18 protein-coding genes and 1 tRNA gene are annotated in these 16,673 nt (G+C 67.3%); 8 read left to right on the forward strand and 11 right to left on the reverse strand.

The genetic code is table 11. The features are described 5' to 3' along the window. Positions 1-24: 24 nt before the first annotated feature. Together Y958_RS17925 and Y958_RS17930 are read right to left on the reverse strand one after the other, a co-directional pair. Positions 25-1,134 (reverse strand): lytic murein transglycosylase, encoded by a 1,110-nt coding sequence (locus Y958_RS17925; protein WP_244909446.1) that lies wholly within the window; start codon positions 1,132-1,134, stop codon positions 25-27. Between the two features lie 51 nt (positions 1,135-1,185). After that, positions 1,186-1,887 carry a YdcF family protein gene (locus Y958_RS17930; RefSeq protein ID WP_244909447.1) on the reverse strand — a complete coding sequence of 234 codons (702 nt, stop codon included), beginning with the start codon at positions 1,885-1,887 and terminating at the stop codon, positions 1,186-1,188. Positions 1,888-2,317: 430 nt separating this feature from the next. Here Y958_RS17930 and Y958_RS17935 point away from each other — a divergent pair, with 430 nt between their 5' ends. After that, the gene (locus Y958_RS17935; protein WP_186291330.1) at positions 2,318-3,562 is read left to right on the forward strand and encodes a putative bifunctional diguanylate cyclase/phosphodiesterase; all 1,245 of its coding nucleotides are present in this window, start codon (positions 2,318-2,320) and stop codon (positions 3,560-3,562) included. 52 nt (positions 3,563-3,614) lie between these two features. Here the strand turns inward: Y958_RS17935 and Y958_RS17940 are convergent, their stop codons facing one another. The 3 genes from Y958_RS17940 to Y958_RS17950 all read right to left on the reverse strand — a co-directional run bounded on the left by Y958_RS17940 (position 3,615) and on the right by Y958_RS17950 (position 6,090). Then, complete coding sequence (locus Y958_RS17940; RefSeq protein WP_186291331.1) at positions 3,615-3,992, reverse strand: PilZ domain-containing protein; 378 nt, start codon at positions 3,990-3,992, stop codon at positions 3,615-3,617. A 620-nt stretch (positions 3,993-4,612) separates the two neighbouring features. Continuing rightward, positions 4,613-5,380, reverse strand: a complete 768-nt coding sequence (locus Y958_RS17945; protein ID WP_088873333.1) for a phosphatase PAP2 family protein — start codon at positions 5,378-5,380, stop codon at positions 4,613-4,615. 263 nt (positions 5,381-5,643) lie between these two features. After that, positions 5,644-6,090: a nucleotide triphosphate diphosphatase NUDT15 gene (locus Y958_RS17950; RefSeq protein ID WP_088873334.1), complete on the reverse strand. Its 447-nt coding sequence runs from the start codon at positions 6,088-6,090 to the stop codon at positions 5,644-5,646. A gap of 104 nt (positions 6,091-6,194) precedes the next feature. Here Y958_RS17950 and Y958_RS17955 point away from each other — a divergent pair, with 104 nt between their 5' ends. Then, the gene (locus Y958_RS17955; RefSeq protein ID WP_088873335.1) at positions 6,195-6,887 is read left to right on the forward strand and encodes an SOS response-associated peptidase; all 693 of its coding nucleotides are present in this window, start codon (positions 6,195-6,197) and stop codon (positions 6,885-6,887) included. A 2-nt stretch (positions 6,888-6,889) separates the two neighbouring features. On the opposite strand, the gene Y958_RS17960 is transcribed toward Y958_RS17955, so the two are convergent. Then, positions 6,890-7,726, reverse strand: a complete 837-nt coding sequence (locus tag Y958_RS17960; protein ID WP_186291332.1) for a SphA family protein — start codon at positions 7,724-7,726, stop codon at positions 6,890-6,892. Here Y958_RS17960 and Y958_RS32015 point away from each other — a divergent pair. Then, complete coding sequence (locus Y958_RS32015; protein WP_186291333.1) at positions 7,698-7,952, forward strand: hypothetical protein; 255 nt, start codon at positions 7,698-7,700, stop codon at positions 7,950-7,952. The two genes, Y958_RS17960 and Y958_RS32015, sit on opposite strands and share 29 nt — an antisense overlap. 59 nt (positions 7,953-8,011) lie before the next feature. On the opposite strand, the gene Y958_RS17965 is transcribed toward Y958_RS32015, so the two are convergent. The 3 genes from Y958_RS17965 to gyrA form a co-directional block, all read right to left on the reverse strand. After that, positions 8,012-8,087 (reverse strand) — tRNA-Lys (locus tag Y958_RS17965). A gap of 165 nt (positions 8,088-8,252) precedes the next feature. Beyond that, entirely contained in the window at positions 8,253-8,810 is a 558-nt protein-coding gene (gene coaD, locus Y958_RS17970) for a pantetheine-phosphate adenylyltransferase (RefSeq protein WP_088873337.1), read from the reverse strand. Between the two features lie 100 nt (positions 8,811-8,910). After that, positions 8,911-11,709, reverse strand: coding sequence for a DNA gyrase subunit A (gyrA, locus tag Y958_RS17975; RefSeq protein ID WP_088873338.1), 2,799 nt, complete (start codon positions 11,707-11,709; stop codon positions 8,911-8,913). Between the two features lie 233 nt (positions 11,710-11,942). Here gyrA and Y958_RS17980 point away from each other — a divergent pair, with 233 nt between their 5' ends. From Y958_RS17980 to Y958_RS18000, 5 genes are all read left to right on the forward strand, one after another. Next, a complete protein-coding gene (locus tag Y958_RS17980; RefSeq protein WP_088873339.1) occupies positions 11,943-12,350 on the forward strand; it encodes a VOC family protein in 408 nt (135 codons plus the stop codon). Between the two features lie 587 nt (positions 12,351-12,937). Next, a complete protein-coding gene (locus Y958_RS17985; RefSeq protein ID WP_088873340.1) occupies positions 12,938-13,660 on the forward strand; it encodes a hypothetical protein in 723 nt (240 codons plus the stop codon). Next, positions 13,657-14,241 (forward strand): HupE/UreJ family protein, encoded by a 585-nt coding sequence (locus tag Y958_RS17990; protein WP_088873341.1) that lies wholly within the window; start codon positions 13,657-13,659, stop codon positions 14,239-14,241. The genes Y958_RS17985 and Y958_RS17990 overlap by 4 nt, the downstream gene beginning before the upstream one ends. Then, a complete protein-coding gene (locus tag Y958_RS17995) occupies positions 14,238-14,714 on the forward strand; it encodes a hypothetical protein (protein ID WP_088873342.1) in 477 nt (158 codons plus the stop codon). The genes Y958_RS17990 and Y958_RS17995 overlap by 4 nt, the downstream gene beginning before the upstream one ends. An 8-nt stretch (positions 14,715-14,722) precedes the next feature. Further along, positions 14,723-15,535, forward strand: a complete 813-nt coding sequence (locus Y958_RS18000) for a DUF4198 domain-containing protein (protein WP_211098602.1) — start codon at positions 14,723-14,725, stop codon at positions 15,533-15,535. A gap of 55 nt (positions 15,536-15,590) precedes the next feature. On the opposite strand, the gene Y958_RS32020 is transcribed toward Y958_RS18000, so the two are convergent. Both Y958_RS32020 and Y958_RS18005 read right to left on the reverse strand, forming a co-directional pair. Next, positions 15,591-15,740, reverse strand: a complete 150-nt coding sequence (locus Y958_RS32020) for a hypothetical protein (RefSeq protein ID WP_186291334.1) — start codon at positions 15,738-15,740, stop codon at positions 15,591-15,593. A 95-nt stretch (positions 15,741-15,835) separates the two neighbouring features. Beyond that, entirely contained in the window at positions 15,836-16,666 is an 831-nt protein-coding gene (locus Y958_RS18005; RefSeq protein WP_088873343.1) for a helix-turn-helix transcriptional regulator, read from the reverse strand. Positions 16,667-16,673 lie beyond the last annotated feature (7 nt).

A 16,673-nucleotide genomic window follows, 5' to 3' on the forward strand; every position in this document is an offset into this window, starting at 1 on the left:
ATTGTGGCTGCACCCTACAACATCTCACGGCGCCGCGCCAAGTTGATCGGCCAGCAAACCGACGGTGGTCGCGAAATAGGTGGACCGGTTCCAGTTCATGATGGTGCGGTAGTTGTCATAGACCAGGAAGGCGCGGCCGTCCGGCCCGTCCGGAATGACCAGCGAGGCCGACAGCGCGCGGGCCGGCAGCGGCTTGCCGTCCAGGGACCGCACCCCGGCCTTGGCCCATTCCGCCAGCGTGCGCTTCTTGTCCAGGCCGGCGGCGGCCGCCGCGTCCAGACCTTTCGCCGGCAGCGTCACTTCCCGTCCCCAGGTGGTGCCGGCGTCCCAGCCCACGGTGGACAGGTAGTTGGCGGCCGAGGCCAGCACGTCCGGCGTCCGGGTCCAGATGTCGCGGCGGCCGCAACCGTCGAAGTCCTGCGCGAACTTGAAGAAGGCGCTGGGCATGAACTGCACCTGGCCCATGGCGCCGGCCCATGACCCCTTCATGGTGGCGGGGTCGACCTTGTCCTCCTCCACAATGCGCAGGGCCTGGATCAGCTCCTTGCGGAAATAAGCCGGGCGGCGGCCATCATGGGCCAGGGTCGCCAGGGCGTCGATGATGCGGAAGCCGCCGGTGACGCGGCCGTAATTGGTCTCCAGCCCCCACAGCGCGACGATGTACTGCGGCTGCACGTGGTACTTGGCGCCGACCTGGGCCAGCAGGGCGGCGTTCTGGCGCATCATGTCCCGGCCGCGCTGGATGCGATCCTTGGTCAGGACGCGGTCGGCGTAGGTGGCGAAGGTGACCGTGCCTTCCGGCTGCTTGCGGTCCAGGTCGATGACGCGCGGCAGCTCCTGCACATTGGCCAGCGCGAGGTCCAGGGTGGCCTTGGAGATGCCCTGGGCCTGGGCTTCCTGTCGCACGCCCTCCAGCCAGCGCGCGAAGTCCGCCTGCTGTTCCGGCGTTATGACGGTGGGGGCGGGCGCCGTGGGGGCCGGTGGTTGCGCTGGGGCGGGCGGGGGTGCCGGTGGCTGCTGGGCGTTCGCCGCCGCCGGCGGTCCGCCGGCGCACCCCGTCAGCAACAGCGCCGACAGCAGGCCGATGCCGGCGCTGCGGGACAGGAGGGGGCGGCTGACGGGAAAGCGGGTCACAGGCGAATTCCTCAGGCAAGCGGGAAAGGTGGTCGAAAACTAGGAATGAAATCAGGGCGTTTTGGTGGCGCCGTCACCTTTCCCGCTTCCTTCGGCGGTATCGGGTGCGGGGAACAGGCTGTCGGTACGGCCCAGCAGGCGGTAGGCCACCAGTCCGATGTATTCGTGCACCGACTGCGACAGCAGTTCCAGCCCACGCAACAGGTCGAAGTCCGGCCGGCACAGCAGGGTCCTGGGGGCCCGGATGTCCACCGGGTAGGCCACCACCGGCCAGCCGACATGGCGGAAGATGCCCACCGAGCGCGGCATATGGAAGGCCGATGTCACCAGCAGCCAGGTCTGCCCGGGCTGCGGATGCATCAGGTCACGGCTGAACAGCGCGTTCTCCCAAGTGTTGCGCGACTCCCCCTCGAAGGTCACGCGGCCGATGTCCATGCCGATCTCTTCCAGGGCGGCGCGGGCCACCGGCGCCTCCTTTTCATCGGGGTCGCGCAGCTCCCCGGAACCGCCGGAGAAGATGATGCGGGCGTCGGGATAGCGGCGAGCCAGGTCGGGAATCACCATCAGCCGCTCCGCCGCGGCGTTCACCTCCGGCTGGCCCGTCTCGGCCGTCGCCACCTGGTCGACGGACCCGCCCAGGACGATGATGCCGTCGACATGGGCGGGCAGGCCCGCAGGCGCCGGAAAGCGCTGCTCCAGCGTGCGCATGCTCCACGCCCCGACGGGTAGCACGGCGATGATGGCCAGCCCCAAGGCTGCGGCCCGGGCGCAGAACAGGGATCGGCGCGTCCTGAAGCCCCCGGTTGCAAAAAGGCCAACCAACAAAAACAAAAGCAATAGGTTGCCGGGCGCCGTCAGCGTCCAGAAGATCTTGGACAGGGCAAAACTCAAGGCATTTGCCTCCCATAATCATTGAGCGGGAAAGCCTAGGCCTGGCAGGCCTACTCCTGTAACCGGCCTACCCCTGTAGCCAGCGCTTCAGGCCAAAGCGGTCCGGATACCGTCAGATTCCATCGTATTTGTCGAATATTGCATGGACGGCGCAGTTTCCTCATGCGGGCCGGACAGGAAATGGTCTAAGGTCAAACCCAATCGAGAACAAGCCGGCCCAGCCCTGATCGTGACCGATGCCTGCCTGACCGTCGTCGCCAGAACCGACGCTGCACCTGCCGGTGCCGGTGCCATGCAGGATATTTCCGTTTTCACCCGCCGTATCGATGATCATCTGGCCAGCCACAGCGGCCCCTGCGCCGTGCTGGTCATCGAGATCTCCCGCATGGCGGAGCTGTACAAGCTGCTGGGCCAGCAGGCGCTGGACACGTCCATGGCGGTCATGGCCGAGCGGGTCCTGGGCCTGTGCGGCAGCGCTGACGCCGTCTGCCGGATTGCCCGGGCGCAGTTCGCCCTTTTCCTGCCCAACCTCAGCCATGCCAGCAAGGCGCTGTTCACCGCCTCCGCCCTGGCTGCCCGCATCGGGGAGCCCATCCTGGTGGAGGGGCGGCTCTTGTATATGGTGGCCAAGATCGGGGTGGCGGTGTCGCCCGACGATGGCACCAGCGGCCAGGCGCTGCTGCGCAACGCGGCCATCGCCCAAGGTGAGGTGGCGAAGTCCGGCTCCGCCCATTACCTGCACTATACCGAACAGATGCGGGAGCGGCTGCGCCACCAGCTGATCACGGAGACGGAGCTGCGCCAGGCCATCCTGGACGAGGCTTTCGTCCTGCACTACCAACCCAAGGTGGCCATCGCCGACGGCACCCCCATTGGGGGGGAGGCGCTGATCCGCTGGCGCCATCCCACCCGGGGCCTGATCTATCCCATGGAATTCATTCCCATCGCCGAGGAGACGGGCCTGATGGTGCCCATCGGCGAATGGGCCCTGCGCGCCGCCTGCCGGCAAATCCAGACCTGGATCGAGGCCGGCCGCCAGCCGCTGCAGATCGCCGTCAACGTCTCGGAACGTCAGTTCCGCTGGGGCCACCTGCCAGCCCTGATCGACGTCCTGTTGCGGGAGACGGGCATCCCGCCCCATCTGCTGCAGCTGGAAATCACCGAATCGGTGCTGCCGGAAGATCTGGAGGGGGCGCTGCGCCAGATGGCCTGGATCGCCGATTGCGGCGTGGCCCTGGCGCTGGATGATTTCGGCACCGGTTATTCCTCGCTGTCCTACCTGCGCGAGCTGCCGCTGGATTGTCTGAAGGTCGACCGCAAGTTCGTGCAGGACATGGAACAGGACAGCGGCACCCGCCACATCGTCCAGGCCATCGTCGCCATGGCCAAGGCCATGGGCCTGAAAGTGGTGGCGGAGGGCGTGGAGACGGAAGGGGAGCGTAGCCTGCTGCGCGGCATGGGCGTGGAGGAAGGCCAGGGCTATCTGTTCGCCCGCCCCCTGCCCGTCAAGGAATTCGAGCTGTTCTGCGGGCTGTAGGCGCCGGGGCCGCTTCGCCGGCAATCATTTTCATAGTCTGGACAAAGGCCCGTCAGGTCGGCGTGTGCGCGGCATCATCCCGGGCCCCCGCCCCCGTGCCGCTGACGGCGCGAACCCAGCCGGCGACGATGGCGCCCACGCCGTCGCGCAGGAACTCGACGCCCACGCCGTTTTCGGTGCGGCGCACGATGCGGACGGCGGCGGCCACAGGCGCGCCCGGCAGGCGCAACACTCCCTCCGTCCCGATGGGCAGGTCAGGATCAGGAACAAGAAAGGCACCGCCGGCGGAAACATCGGCGATACGGCAAGATACAAGGACGTCGCCGCAGCTCAACTGCACCTGGCTGTCAACCGACAGGCGGTCATAGGTCCGGCGGTTGCTGGGCCGCACCAGGTTGGACAGCATGCGCTTGATACCGCCCCAGGCCATTAACCCCTCCCCTGCGAAGTCAGACGGGCCGACGATTTCCCGACAACGGGATAGCGTAAGCCATGCCATGGTTGGAGTGTGCCGCCAAAGGCGTCGCGATACAAATGCCTGAGCGGAATGCCTTTGCCGCGAGGTTCTTGCACGGCGCGCGTCTTATGGTCGGTGCCATCCGCCGTTGCGGGTGCGTAATGAGCCTGGTGATCGGGGAATAAGCGCTAGGGTGCACTGAAATGCGTTCGCGTGGCGCAGTTCGGGGCGCGTCCGTCGACCAGCTCAAGAACGTAGGATTCAAGCTCCAGCCGTTCCTCAGGGGTGGCATCGGCGTACGCCCGGGTGCCGCGGATGCCCAGAAGCATTTCCGCCGCCCGTGTCAGGGCGATATCAGCCGCCACGCACGGATGTGCCGGTCGGTTCTTGGGGCAGGCGCTCCCTATCGTTGCTGTGGGACCACCCCCGCGATCGTCATGAAGATCGGACACGGTCCACGTCTCCCGGACAATTGTGGGCACTGATCTACAACGAAAGTTATTTATACAGGCTGCGAAACGGCCATGGAATTGTGACGGGCGGTCTATCTCCAAAGTGGCACAGGGACGGGATCGCGCGCGGGCGCCGACGTCTCAGTTGGGCCGGGCCGCGGTCTCCTCGGGCCCCGCCCCATACAGGGACGGATCGGCGTTGCCGTGATGGGCCTCCAGCACTTTGTGCACGGATTGGCCAATCATGCGGATCTCGTCAAACTGGGTGACCAACTCGAAACAAAACAGGAATGCCAGGGTATAACAGGGAGCGGGAAAGCGCATCATGACCCGCAGGATAGGGGTGGTGTACAGCGGCCGGACGGCGTCGCGGGTCATGACCAGGGTGATCAGCACGCCGATGATGGCGCCACCCAGCACGTCCGTGGGGAAGTGCAGTCCCAAATAGACGCGCACCGTGCAGACGAAGATGGCGGTGTAGGCCATGGCCAGCACACCGATCCAGCGCCACACCAGAAAGATGCCGGTGGAAACCGCCATCCACAGCATGGCGTGGTCGCTGGGAAATGAGCTCCAGGTCCGCAAGATGGTTTCGCTGGTGCCGCTCAAGGGAAAGTGGAAGGGCACGGTGGGATCGTAGATGGGGCGCTCCCGGAAGGGGAGGAAGTGGGCCAGCAGGCGCCCGGCACCCAGGGCCAGCAGGCCGCTGACGAAGGTGGCGATCACCATCTCCTTTTCCCACAGCCCGCGCCGGCCGCCCCGGAACCAGACCCACCATAGGATGGCCACCGGGAACAGGCCCTTGAACATCGAGAAGTCGGCAATGGTGCGGATGGCGTGGTTCACCACGTCCGAGGTGAAGGCGTGGGTGGTCAGGAATTCCTGGATGGCACTGTCGAAGCCGTTCATTTCTACGTTCTTCCTCCCTGGCCCTACTCGTCTCTCTGGCGATCGGGCAAACCTCAAGCATCGCCGGCCGCGATGACGGCCGGACGTGCGCTATTCCCCCTATTGCCCCGGAAATACCGGCGATATCGGGCAGGCGACCCCGCGCCACCTCGACTCGCAACTGCCAACAAAATGTAACAAAAACTTTATATGGCGCGCACGGCGTCGCCAAAGACGTTCTTTGGAAATAGGTCGTGGGTCACAGATTGGTCGCGCCGAACGACCTAGCGCGCCAGTGGCGTGTAGCTGCGCCGGGCGGCCCAGGCATCCAAGGCCAGTTCCACCGGGCGGAACAGCGGCCGTGGCAGGGCGTCCAGGCTGTACCAGCCCCAGTCCGCGATCTTGTGCGGTTCCAGCACCTGCGGCTCGCCCGGTTCCACCTCCTCGGCGGTGAACTGGATGTCCACGTAATGCTTGTCGTAGGCTAGAATGTTGTGCAGGCAGAGGAAGCGCAGGCGCCGCACCACCAGGCCGCACTCCTCCCTCACTTCGCGAATGGCGCATTCCTCGAAGGTCTCGCCATATTCCAGGTGGCCGCCGCACCAGGAATAGCTGCCGTCGCCATGGCTGTTGCGCCGGCGTCCCAGCAGGATGCGGCCCTCACGCTGGATCAGGACCCCGATGCCGACTTTGGGCACGCCCGCAGCGGCGGAGGCTAGGGATTGGGTCATGCTATGGCTCCGGATACTAGCTGTGGCGCATTTGGCCTTGGCAGCGGTATCATGCCGCCGCCCCGGCGCCAAGCGCCCGCCCACATTCCGGAGTCGTCCCCGCCATGTGCGGTCGTTATGCCGCCATTACCCCGCCCCAGGCCATGGAGGCGCTGTTCCAGACCCTGGGCGCCCTGCCCAATTTCCCTGGCCGCTTCAACATCGCGCCGACGCAATCGGCGCCGGTGGTGCGCTGGAACGCACAGACAGGGGAACGGCGCCTGGACATGCTGCGCTGGGGCCTGGTGCCGTCGTGGGCGGCGGATATGGCGGGGGGCGTCAAGATGATCAACGCCCGCTCGGAAAGCGTGACGGAGAAGCCCACGTTCCGGCAGGCCTTCGCCCGTCGCCGCTGCCTGGTGCCGATGACCGCCTTTTATGAATGGCGGGTGGAGAATGGCACCAAGCAGGCCTATGCCATCGCTCCAGCGAACCCGGATACGGCCGCCTTCGCCGGGTTGTGGGAGGGCTGGAAGGATCCGGCCAGTGGTGAATGGATGCGGACCTACACCGTCCTGACCACGGCGGCCAACGACGTCATCGGCCACATCCACCACCGCATGCCTGTCATTCTGACGCCCGACCACTGGCCCGCCTGGCTGGGCGAGACGGATGCCGATGCCTCCGCCCTGCTGGATCTGCTGCGCCCCTACCCCGCCAATGAGACCCGCTTCTGGGCGGTGGGGCCGCGCGTCGGCAACGTGCGCAACGACGATGCCGACCTCCTGGCCCCACAGGTCACCTCAACTCTGTTCTGAGCTCAGAGGCGCAGGCCTAACTGCATCCACAGATTCTCGCCCTGGGCACGGTGTTCGGCCACGAACTCGTGCTGCCAGGTGAAGGTCGCCTGCAGCGGCCCGATGTCATGGCTGATGGCCGGTCCCACCGCGAAGGCCTTACCGCGATAGCCGTCGGCGCCGACCTTCACCCCATCCTGGGTGTCATCCTCATACTGGAGGTAGAAGTAGCCGGAGACGCCGAAGCGCCAGCCATCGACATTGCGGGCCACGGCGAAATCCAGGTCGAAGTCCGACCCGGAGTGATAGCGCGTGGCATCGTTGGTGGTGTTGAACGCCAGGCGCGGTGAAACCTGCGCCTGCCAACCCTGCGGATCGATGTAAGCCAAGCCCAGCGTGGGCTGGAAGGACCAGACGTTGCGGCCAATGTTGGCCAGGGCGGCGGCGTTGTATTGGCCCACCGGCATGAAGATGTCGGTGCCCCACACCAGGGACAGGTTGGGGCCCAGGCGCCAGCCCAGCATCAATGGCGTGATGCCGACGTCCCCGAAGCCCAGCTTGCTGGTCTTTTGCCCCGCCACCTCGGCATGCAGGTCGACGATGGGAAGGATCACCTCGGACGCCACCTGGGCGCCGAATAGCCGGTAGGGCGTGACGACGAAGCCGCGAAAGGTCTGCGAAACGGATTCGACGCTGAAATCCAGGGGCAGCTTGTTGCCGCCACCGTCGTTCATCTGGTCAGCGGTATAGTAGTTGGGCTGGAACAGGATGTACTCGCCCGGTGGCGGCATCGCACCGGCCAGGTAGATGCTGGCGCCCGGCGGATAACTGTTGCCGCCGCTTTCAGTGGCGCGCGCCATATGCGAATTTGCAAACGAAATCGAGCACAGAATTGTCGCGCCCATTGCCCAGTTCTTCACAGAGCATTTCCTCCTCATTTTGGCGATCCGTGTGCAGACGGCCACCTTTTATTTTGATGAGGAGAAAATCATCGAAAATGACGATGACGGACAAGGCGCATTATTCAATACGGTATCATCGGTTTGGGCGATGCATCGTGTGGTTGCCATCGCGCCGCACGAATAGATCAGACACGACGACGACTGCGAGCGTCGATCGGAAACATAGCTGAGCTATTGAAAAAGTGGTGATCCCGGTGGGATTCGAACCCACGACCCCATGATTAAAAGTCACGTGCTCTACCGGCTGAGCTACGGGATCGACCGCGGGGAAAACGCCTGGGTTTTCCGCGAACGAAGACGGGGGCCATGGCCCCGTCCCGGTGTGGCGCGCACCATAATGACGGGTATGGGCGAGGTCAATGGAAAGCGGCGGGGCCTGGCACATCAACGGTGCATAGGGCCCCTGCCGCAACCGTCCTGGGGCTTATTCGCCGGCGCCGCCGGTGGCGGGCTCGACACCCCCGCCCACCCCTTGGCGGGCGTCCTGGGCGAAACGCTCGGCCAGGCGATGGGCCACGCGCGGGCTGACGAAGTGGGCGATGTCGCCGCCCAACCGTCCAATCTCCTTCACAAAGCGGGAGGAGATGAACTGGTGCCGATCCGACGCCATCAGGAACACGGTCTCAACCTGCGGGTTGAGGCGCGCATTCATGCCGGCCATCTGGAACTCGTACTCGAAGTCCGAGACGGCGCGCAGGCCGCGGATAATCACCTGAGCCTGGCAGCCCACGGCGAAATTCATCAGCAGGGTGTCGAAGGGCCGTACCTCGACCGAGATGCCCTTGGCGGCCAGCGGCCCCAATTCATCCTGCACCAGGGCCACGCGCTCCGCCGTGGAGAACAGCGGCCCCTTGCCGGCGTTGCTGGCCACGCCGATGATCAGGTGGTCGACCAGCTTGGCCGCGCGCTGGATGATGTCGAAATGCCCATTGGTGATGGGGTCGAAGGTGCCGGGATAAACCCCGATGCGACGCTCGCTCATCCCCGCCCCCGCTGATCCCATTCACCCATCGTGTCAGCTCCCTCCGCCGGCGTTTCCCAAGGCGGGTTCGAACCCCTGGGGGGATTCGAACCCCTGTTCCTCAGCCGCCGGTTCCCTCGTTTGAACCATCAGGGGCCGGACCCGCGACCGGGCCGGTTTCACCTGGCGTGGCGTCGTCCGCCCCGCCGTCCTCGGTACCATCGTCGGCCAGCCGCGCCACCGACACCACGCCCTCATCCGTCGACAGGCGGAACAGGGTCACACCCTTGCTCTTGCGCGCGGTGATGCGCACGTCGTGCACTGGCATACGGATGACTTGGCCGCCGTTGCTGACCATCATCACCTGGTCGGTTTCGGCGATGGGGAACACGGCGGCGATGGCCTTGTTGCGGGCCCCCATGTCCATGTTCCAGATGCCCTGGCCGCCACGTCCGGTGAGGCGGTACTCATAGGCCGAGGTGCGCTTGCCGAAGCCCTGGACCGACACGGTCAGCAGGAATTCCTCGCGCGCCTTCATCTCGGCATAGACGTCAGACGACAGGGTACCGACATCGCCGGTGACCTCGGGGTCCACGTCGGCGGCCTCTTCGACCTCCTCACCCTGCTGGCGGCGTTCGGCACTGGCCTGCTTCAGGTAGGCGGCGCGGTCCTCCGCCGTGTACTCGGTGTGGTGCAGGATGGACAGGCCGATGACCTCATCCCCCTCGGCCAGGCGGATGCCGCGCACGCCGGTGGAGGTGCGGCCGGCGAAGACGCGGACGTCCACCACCGGGAAACGGATGCAGCGGCCCAGGCGCGTGGCCAACAGCACGTCGTCCGCCTCGCCGCAGGTGCGCGCGGCGATCAGCAATTCACCCTCTTCCTCCAGCTTCATGGCGATCAGGCCATTGGCGCGGATGTTGGTGAAATCCGACAGCTTGTTGCGCCGCACGTTGCCGTGGCTGGTGACGAACAGCACGTTCAGGTCACCCCAGCTGGCCTCGTCCTCCGGCATGGGCATCACGGTGGTGATGACCTCGCCTTCCTCCAGCGGCAGCAGGTTCACCAGGGCCTTGCCCCGGGTCTGCGGCTGGCCCAGCGGCAGACGCCAGACCTTCAGCTTGTAGACCATGCCGCGGTTGGTGAAGAGCAGCATGGGCGTGTGGGTGTTGGCGACGAACAGGTCGCTGACCGTGTCCTCCGCCTTCAGCTGCATGCCGCTGCGGCCCTTGCCGCCACGTGCCTGCGCCCGGTATGTGGAGACCGGCACGCGCTTGATGTAGCCGCCCTGGGTGACGATGACGACCATGTCCTCGCGCTGGATCAGGTCCTCGATGTCCGCCTCGAACTCCAGATCCTCGATCTTGGTGCGGCGGGGCGTGTCGAAACGCGCCTTCACCTCCACCAGCTCGTTGCGCAGGATGTCCAGCAGCAGCGGACGGGAGGACAGGATTTCCAGGAAGTGGCGGATCTGCTCCACCACCGCCGTCAGGTCGGCGCCGATCTTGTCACGCTCCAGCCCGGTCAGGCGGTGCAGGCGCAGTTCCAGGATGGCCTTGGCCTGGGCTTCCGACAGGCGGTAGGTCCCGGCCTCCGACAGGCCGCGGCCCGGCTCATCGATCAGGGTAATCAGCGGCGCCACGTCGAGGGCCGGCCATTCGCGGGCCACCATCTCCTCGCGCGCCGACTGCGGGTCGGGCGCGCGGCGGATCAGGGCGATCATCTCGTCCAGGTTGGCCACGGCCACGCCCAGGCCCACCAAGGTGTGGGCGCGCTCGCGGGCCTTGCCCAGCTCGAACTCGGTACGGCGGGTGATGACCTGCTCGCGGAACTTCACGAAGGCCGCGATGATGTCCTTCAGGTTCATCAGCTCCGGCCGGCCGCCGTTCAGGGCCAGGGTGTTGACGCCGAAGGAGGTCTGCAGCGGCGTGTGGCGGAACAGCTGGTTCATCACCACGTCGGCCACGGCGTCGCGCTTCAGCTCCACCACCACGCGCACGCCGTCGCGGTCGGACTCGTCACGAACGTCGGAGATGCCCTCGACCAGCTTCTCCTGCACCACCTCGGCGATGCGCTCGATCAGCTTGGCCTTGTTCACCTGGTAGGGGATCTCGGTGAAGACGATGGCCCAGCGGTCCTTGCGGATCTCCTCAATCTCGCTCTTGGCGCGCATGACGACGGAGCCGCGGCCCGTCTCGAACGCGGAGCGGATGCCGGCGCGGCCCAGGATCAGAGCGCCGGTGGGGAAGTCCGGACCGGGGACGATCTCCATCAGCTCCGGAATGGTGATGTCCGGGTTGTCGACATAGGCACAGCAGGCGTCGATCACCTCGCCCAGGTTATGGGGCGGGATGTTGGTGGCCATGCCCACGGCGATGCCGCCGGCGCCGTTGACCAGCAGATTGGGGAAGCGCGACGGCAGGACGGTCGGCTCATCCTTCGACTCGTCGTAGTTCTTCTGCCAGTCGATCGTGTCCTTGTCGATATCGTCCAGCATCGCCTCGGCCGACTTGGCCAGTCGGGCCTCGGTGTATCGCATGGCCGCGGCGCGGTCGCCGTCCATGGAGCCGAAGTTGCCCTGGCCGTCGATCAGCGGCAGGCGCATGGAGAAATCCTGCGCCATGCGGACCATGGCCTCATAGATCGAGCTGTCGCCATGGGGGTGGTAGTTACCCATGACGTCGCCGACCGCCTTGGCCGATTTGCGGTACGGCTTGGTGCTGTCGTAGCCGCTTTCCTTCATCGCGTAGAGGATGCGGCGGTGCACCGGCTTCAGGCCGTCCCGCACGTCGGGAAGCGCGCGGCTCACGATCACGCTCATGGCGTAATCGAGATAGCTGCTGCGCATCTCCTCTTCGATGGCGATGGGGGTGATGTCGCTGGCGGGGGGGGCCGCGGGGGGCGTCGGAGTCGTGACCAAACCAGAATCCAAAAGCAAGGAAAACCAAGCCTCACGGGTGGCTGCACAGCCGCCCGCAGGCGATGGGGATCGGCCGCTTTTCTAGCATCATTCGCGCATGCGAACAATGAAACCGGCACGCCGCGTATCTCTAGGGTACCCGCGTACGCGCGCGACTCGGCTGCGGGGTTCCGCAGCCCCCACCCCAGCGCTACAGTGCGCGGGCGCTTTCCCCTCGCCCAGGGCCTCGACCCATGACTCCGCCCTTCACCCCGCGTGGCTTCGACCATCTGGCCCTGCCCGTCACCGACATGGCGGCCAGCCTGGCCTTCTACCGCGATGTCCTGGGATGCCCGGTGACGGCGGAATGGCCGGAGGACGCGCTGGTGCGGCTGCGGGTGGGCGACGCCGACCTGTTCCTGGTGGACGTGACGGTGCCGGAGGGGGCTTGGGCCCAGCCGCCGTCGGGGCCGGGCCGCAACCTGGACCATTTGTGCATCGCGCTGGCCCCCTGTGACGAGGCGGCGGTGCGCGGCCATCTGGCGGCCCATGGCCTGGACATCATCGAAGAGCGGGTGGGCGACAACCGCCATGGTCCCACCCTTTCGCTCTATGTCCGAGACCCGCAGGGCACGCAGGTGGAATTGCTGCTGCCCCGCTGAAAGTCGCTAAAGAATCCGACAGCGCGCCCATCGGCTTTCCGGCTTGCTTCCGCCCATCTGGAGACAAGCTGGAAAGCCCATCATGCGCCCGTTCAGGCACCTCATCCCGCTGCTGGCGGCCCTGTTGCCCCTTGGGCTGCCGCCCCTCAGCGGGCCTGCCCTCGCGTCCGATCACCTGGACACGCCCGCCGTCATCGCCGACCCGCGCGCCGATATCGGTGACCTCTACGCCTGGATGAGCCCGGACGGGCGCCAGCTGAACCTGGTGATGACCATCGTCGGGCACAGCCTGTCCGACCGGCTGGACTACACCTTCCACATCGACAGCGCCCGCCGCTTCAGCAAACCCGGAAGCGTCTCGGGAAGAAGCATGGACCTGACCTGCCGCTTCCCCGGCCCGCAGCAGGCGGATTGCCGCCTGGGCGGCATTGACCGCGTCCAGGGCGATGCCAACTCGACGGAGGGGCTATGGAGCGAACACCATCGCTTCCGCCTGTACGCCGGCCTGCGCGACGACCCCTTCTTCAACAACGTGCGCGGCACCCGCCAGGCCTATCAGGTGGCGGAGGCGGCCTTGGCCCCGGGGCGTGGTCAAGGACAAGGCCGGCTGTCCCGCCTTCGACGCCGCCACCTCGGCCGAGATTCTGGACAAGTGGCGCCACACCGACGGCGGCCCGGCCAAGAACCTGCTGGCCGGCTGGACGCCCATGGCCATCGTGGCGTCGGTGGACGTGGACGCGGTGAACCAGGGTGGCCCGCTACTGGCCGTCTGGGCGGCCACCACGGGGGCCAAAGGCCAAGTGGACCGTGCCGGCCGGCCGCTGACCGGCAATGCCCTGCTGGGCCAGTTGCGTTCCGATGAGGAGGGCGACCGGTGGAAGGAAGCGTACAACGCCGCCACCCCCGCCGACGGCGCCCGCTTCGAGGCGGAGATCGCCAGGGGCCTGGCCTATTACGACAGCTTCGACGGCCGGTGCGGCAACCAGTGGCTGGCCGATGCCAAGGCGTCGCCGGCGCGGCGCTATCACCGCCTGGCGGCGACGCTCGCCGATGACAGGCTGTGGGTGAACAGCGCCACCGGCATCTGCACGCAGATGTTCGCCGTGGAGCTGGCGGCCCTGTCGGACGAACGGGCGCTGCGGTCCGATTGTGGCGGCCGGACGCTGACCTACGACGCCTCGAACATCTATCGCTCCTTCCTGGTGAACGGCACCGCCGCCGGTGTGGCCGACGGCCTGACGCGGGATGAGTACCCGCCGTCCAACACGATCTTCCCCTTCCTGCTGGCGCCGGAGGTGCCGCCGTCATGAGGTGCTGGATCCTTATCGCCGCCGCGCTGGCCGTCAGCCACCCGGCGGCGGCGCACAGCGGCACCGGCCTGCCAGGTGGATTCGGACCGGGATTCCTGCATCCCTTCAGCGGCCTGGACCATCTGCTGGCCATGGTGGCGGTGGGCCTGTGGGGCGCCGTTCTGGGCAATCCCCTGCTGCTGGCCCTGCCCATCCTGTTCCCTGCCATGATGGTGGTGGGCGCCATTTCCGGCATGGTGGGGGTGCCCCTGCCGCCGATGGAGCTGGGCATCGCCTGCTCCGTCCTCGTGCTGGGCGGCTGCGTCGCCGGCGGGATCAAGGCGCCGGTCTGGCTGGCCCTGGCGCTGGTGGCCGTCTTCGCCCTGTTCCACGGTTACGCCCATGGACGGGAGCTGCCGTCGGCCGCCGATCCGGCCGGGTACAGCGCCGGCTTCGTCCTGGCCACCGGCCTGCTGCATCTGGCGGGCGTCGCCATCGGCCATTTGAACAGCCGGCCTGGCGAGATGCGCGTGACTCGGGGGCTGGGCGGGGCCATCGCCCTGTTGGGCCTGGGCTTCCTCACCCGCGCGGTGTTGCCATGAGAAGCGCGCTGCCGCCCCTGCTGCTGCTTTACGCGGCGCTGGCCTTGTCCCTGGCCTCCGCCCCCCGGCGCGCCTGGAGGCTTTGCCTGGGGCTGTTGGCCCTGGCGGCAGGTGTTGCGGCCACCCTCCCACCCCCTTGGCATGACGGGGTGTTCGTCGGCTGCTGGATCAGCGTGGCGGTGACCGCGGCCGGCGGCCTGGTTTGCCGCACCGATCGGCCGCTGGCCTGGGGCCTGTCGGTCAATGCCGGCCTGTGGTCCGGCGCGCTCGCCGCCGTGACGGGCGCGCCGCTGGATCTGCTGGCGGCCTTGCCCGCCCTGGCCCTGCTGCCGGCCGCCGCCTGGGCCCTGGGCCACCTGTCCTTCCCCGCCGTGCGGGTCATGTCCAGCTGGCTGGTCGCCGTGGCCGTGCTGGCGGTCACCCTGGCCTGTCTGCCGGTGACGCCCGGCTATCTGCCGGATCATCTGGAATGAGGTGCGCAATGATGAGAACGCTAGCCTTGCTGGCGATGCTGGTGGCCCTGCCCGCGTCGGCCCATGACTTCTGGCTGCAGCCGCAGAGCTTCCATCCCGCCCCCGGCGCCCTCCTGCCCCTGACCTTGCAGGTGGGGCACGGCCCCTACCGCCAACGCTCCCCCTTGCCCGTGCGCCGCATTGTCCGCTTCCAGGACGTGGCGCCAGATGGGACGGCATCCGACCTGCGCGCCGCCCTGCACCCCGGCGAGGCCGATGAGGACGGCGCCGTCCGCCTCACCGCCCCCGGCACCCATGTCCTGGTACTGGAGACGGACGATAGGGCGCAGAGTCACTTGCCCGCCCTGCGCTTCAACGACTACCTGACCGTGGAGGGGCTCACGCCCGCCCTCGAACTGCGCCGCGCCGGCCATCGCATGGACGCCGACGGGGCGGAGAATTACAGCCGCCGGGCCAAGGTGCTGGTGCGGGTGGGATCCGGCGGCAGCAGCGCGCCGGTGACTCGTCCCCTGGGCTTGACGCTGGAGATCGTGCCGGAGGTTGATCCCTACGCCCTGCCCCGGCCGGCCGACCTGCCGGTGCGGATTTGTTATGAGGGCCGGCCCCTGGCGGGCGCCCTGGTCAAGCTGACGGACCTGGCCCATGACGCGGAGCCGCTGGAAACCCACCGCACCGACGGCGACGGCCGCGCCCGCTTCCCCCTGCCCGATGCCGGCGATTGGCTGCTGAACGTCATCTGGACCAAGCCGCAGCCGCCCACGGCGGAGACGGATTTCGAAACCGTCTTTTCCAGCCTCAGCTTCGGCTTTCCACGACGCTGAGGCGTAAAAAAGGGCGGAGCCGCGAGACCCCGCCCTTTTTGCCGCCGCCGCCGGTTCAGTCGCCGCCGCCAGCCGCGGCCTGGGCCTCGCGCAGCTTGTCGGCGCATTCCTGGCAGCAGGCCTCCACGGTGCGGCCGCCGATGGTCACGCTGATGGCGTTTTCATCCAGCGGGTAATCGCAGGCGGCGCAGGTCTTCTCGCTCATGGTGGTTCTCCTCCGGTCACTCAAGGCCGGCCGTTCCGGCCCAGGGGAAAGAGACCATTTCGCCCGCCCCCGCCGCTGTCGGAATCTTTAGCGACTTACCGGGCGCGGACGGAGCGTTGGAATTCCGCCGGGGTGCGGCCATAGGCCTGGCGGAAGGCGGCGCTGAAATGGCTGTGGCTGGAGAAGCCCAAGTCCATGCTGAGTGTGGTGATGTCGTCGTATTCGCCCAGCAGATCCAGCGCCCGGGCCAGACGCAGGCGCAATTGATAGCGATAGAGGGGCACCGCTTCCACCTGCTGGAACACCTGGGTGAGGTAGACGGGGGAGACGCCCACCTCGCCCGCGATCTCCGCCAGGGTCCAGCGGCGGGTGAGGTCGCCGCTCAGCGCCAGCTTGGCCCGGTCCACCAGTTTCCGATGGCCGACGCTGGCCTGGGGCGCGTGCGAGGTCCGCTCCCCCAGCGCCCGGCGGATCAGGGTCAGGGTCAGCGCCTCCGCCTCCAGCGTCTCGGCCGTACCCTGGGCCAGGCTGTGGCGCAGCAGGGCGGCCAGCACCTGGCCGCGCGGGTCGATGCGCAGACGCTGGTGACGGAAGGCCAGGTCGGCCTGGTCGCGCACATGCTCGCGCGGCGCCAGTTCCTGCAACAGCGCGTCATCTACGGCGATGGACAGGCAGGCGTCGCCGCCCGTCACCGGATGGCTGACGCTGTATTCATCGCCCTTGTTGAAGAACAGCACCTGGTTGGCCTCGGCCACCGCCTCATCCCGGCCCAGGTGGCGGACGTAGATGCCGCGATAGGGAAAGACCAGGGTGGTGGCGCCGGCGCACTCCTCCACGCTGCGATGCCGGCAGGTGCCGGCGCAGGCCACGTCGCGGATGCGCGCCGTGGCCGTGTCCAGCAGCGCCTGTACCGTCAGTTCCGTCATGACCCGC

The organism is Nitrospirillum viridazoti CBAmc, assembly GCF_000730165.1.
In the GTDB taxonomy this organism is placed as follows: Bacteria; Pseudomonadota; Alphaproteobacteria; order Azospirillales; family Azospirillaceae; genus Nitrospirillum; species Nitrospirillum viridazoti.

What these genes read in the sequence shown, in the direction of transcription:
- Y958_RS17940 (WP_186291331.1), bottom strand. Translation starts at nt 3,992, where the DNA reads ATGGCCTGGGGCGGTATCAAGCGCATGCTGTCCAACCTGGTGCGGCCC.
- Y958_RS18000 (WP_211098602.1), top strand. Translation starts at nt 14,723, where the DNA reads ATGATGAGAACGCTAGCCTTGCTGGCGATGCTGGTGGCCCTGCCCGCG.
- Y958_RS17995 (WP_088873342.1), top strand. Translation starts at nt 14,238, where the DNA reads ATGAGAAGCGCGCTGCCGCCCCTGCTGCTGCTTTACGCGGCGCTGGCC.
- Y958_RS17935 (WP_186291330.1), top strand. Translation starts at nt 2,318, where the DNA reads ATGCAGGATATTTCCGTTTTCACCCGCCGTATCGATGATCATCTGGCC.
- Y958_RS17960 (WP_186291332.1), bottom strand. Translation starts at nt 7,726, where the DNA reads ATGGCGCGCGCCACTGAAAGCGGCGGCAACAGTTATCCGCCGGGCGCC.
- Y958_RS18005 (WP_088873343.1), bottom strand. Translation starts at nt 16,666, where the DNA reads ATGACGGAACTGACGGTACAGGCGCTGCTGGACACGGCCACGGCGCGC.
- coaD (WP_088873337.1), bottom strand. Translation starts at nt 8,810, where the DNA reads ATGAGCGAGCGTCGCATCGGGGTTTATCCCGGCACCTTCGACCCCATC.
- Y958_RS17950 (WP_088873334.1), bottom strand. Translation starts at nt 6,090, where the DNA reads ATGACCCAATCCCTAGCCTCCGCCGCTGCGGGCGTGCCCAAAGTCGGC.
- Y958_RS17990 (WP_088873341.1), top strand. Translation starts at nt 13,657, where the DNA reads ATGAGGTGCTGGATCCTTATCGCCGCCGCGCTGGCCGTCAGCCACCCG.
- Y958_RS17955 (WP_088873335.1), top strand. Translation starts at nt 6,195, where the DNA reads ATGTGCGGTCGTTATGCCGCCATTACCCCGCCCCAGGCCATGGAGGCG.
- Y958_RS17945 (WP_088873333.1), bottom strand. Translation starts at nt 5,380, where the DNA reads ATGAACGGCTTCGACAGTGCCATCCAGGAATTCCTGACCACCCACGCC.
- Y958_RS32020 (WP_186291334.1), bottom strand. Translation starts at nt 15,740, where the DNA reads ATGAGCGAGAAGACCTGCGCCGCCTGCGATTACCCGCTGGATGAAAAC.
- Y958_RS17980 (WP_088873339.1), top strand. Translation starts at nt 11,943, where the DNA reads ATGACTCCGCCCTTCACCCCGCGTGGCTTCGACCATCTGGCCCTGCCC.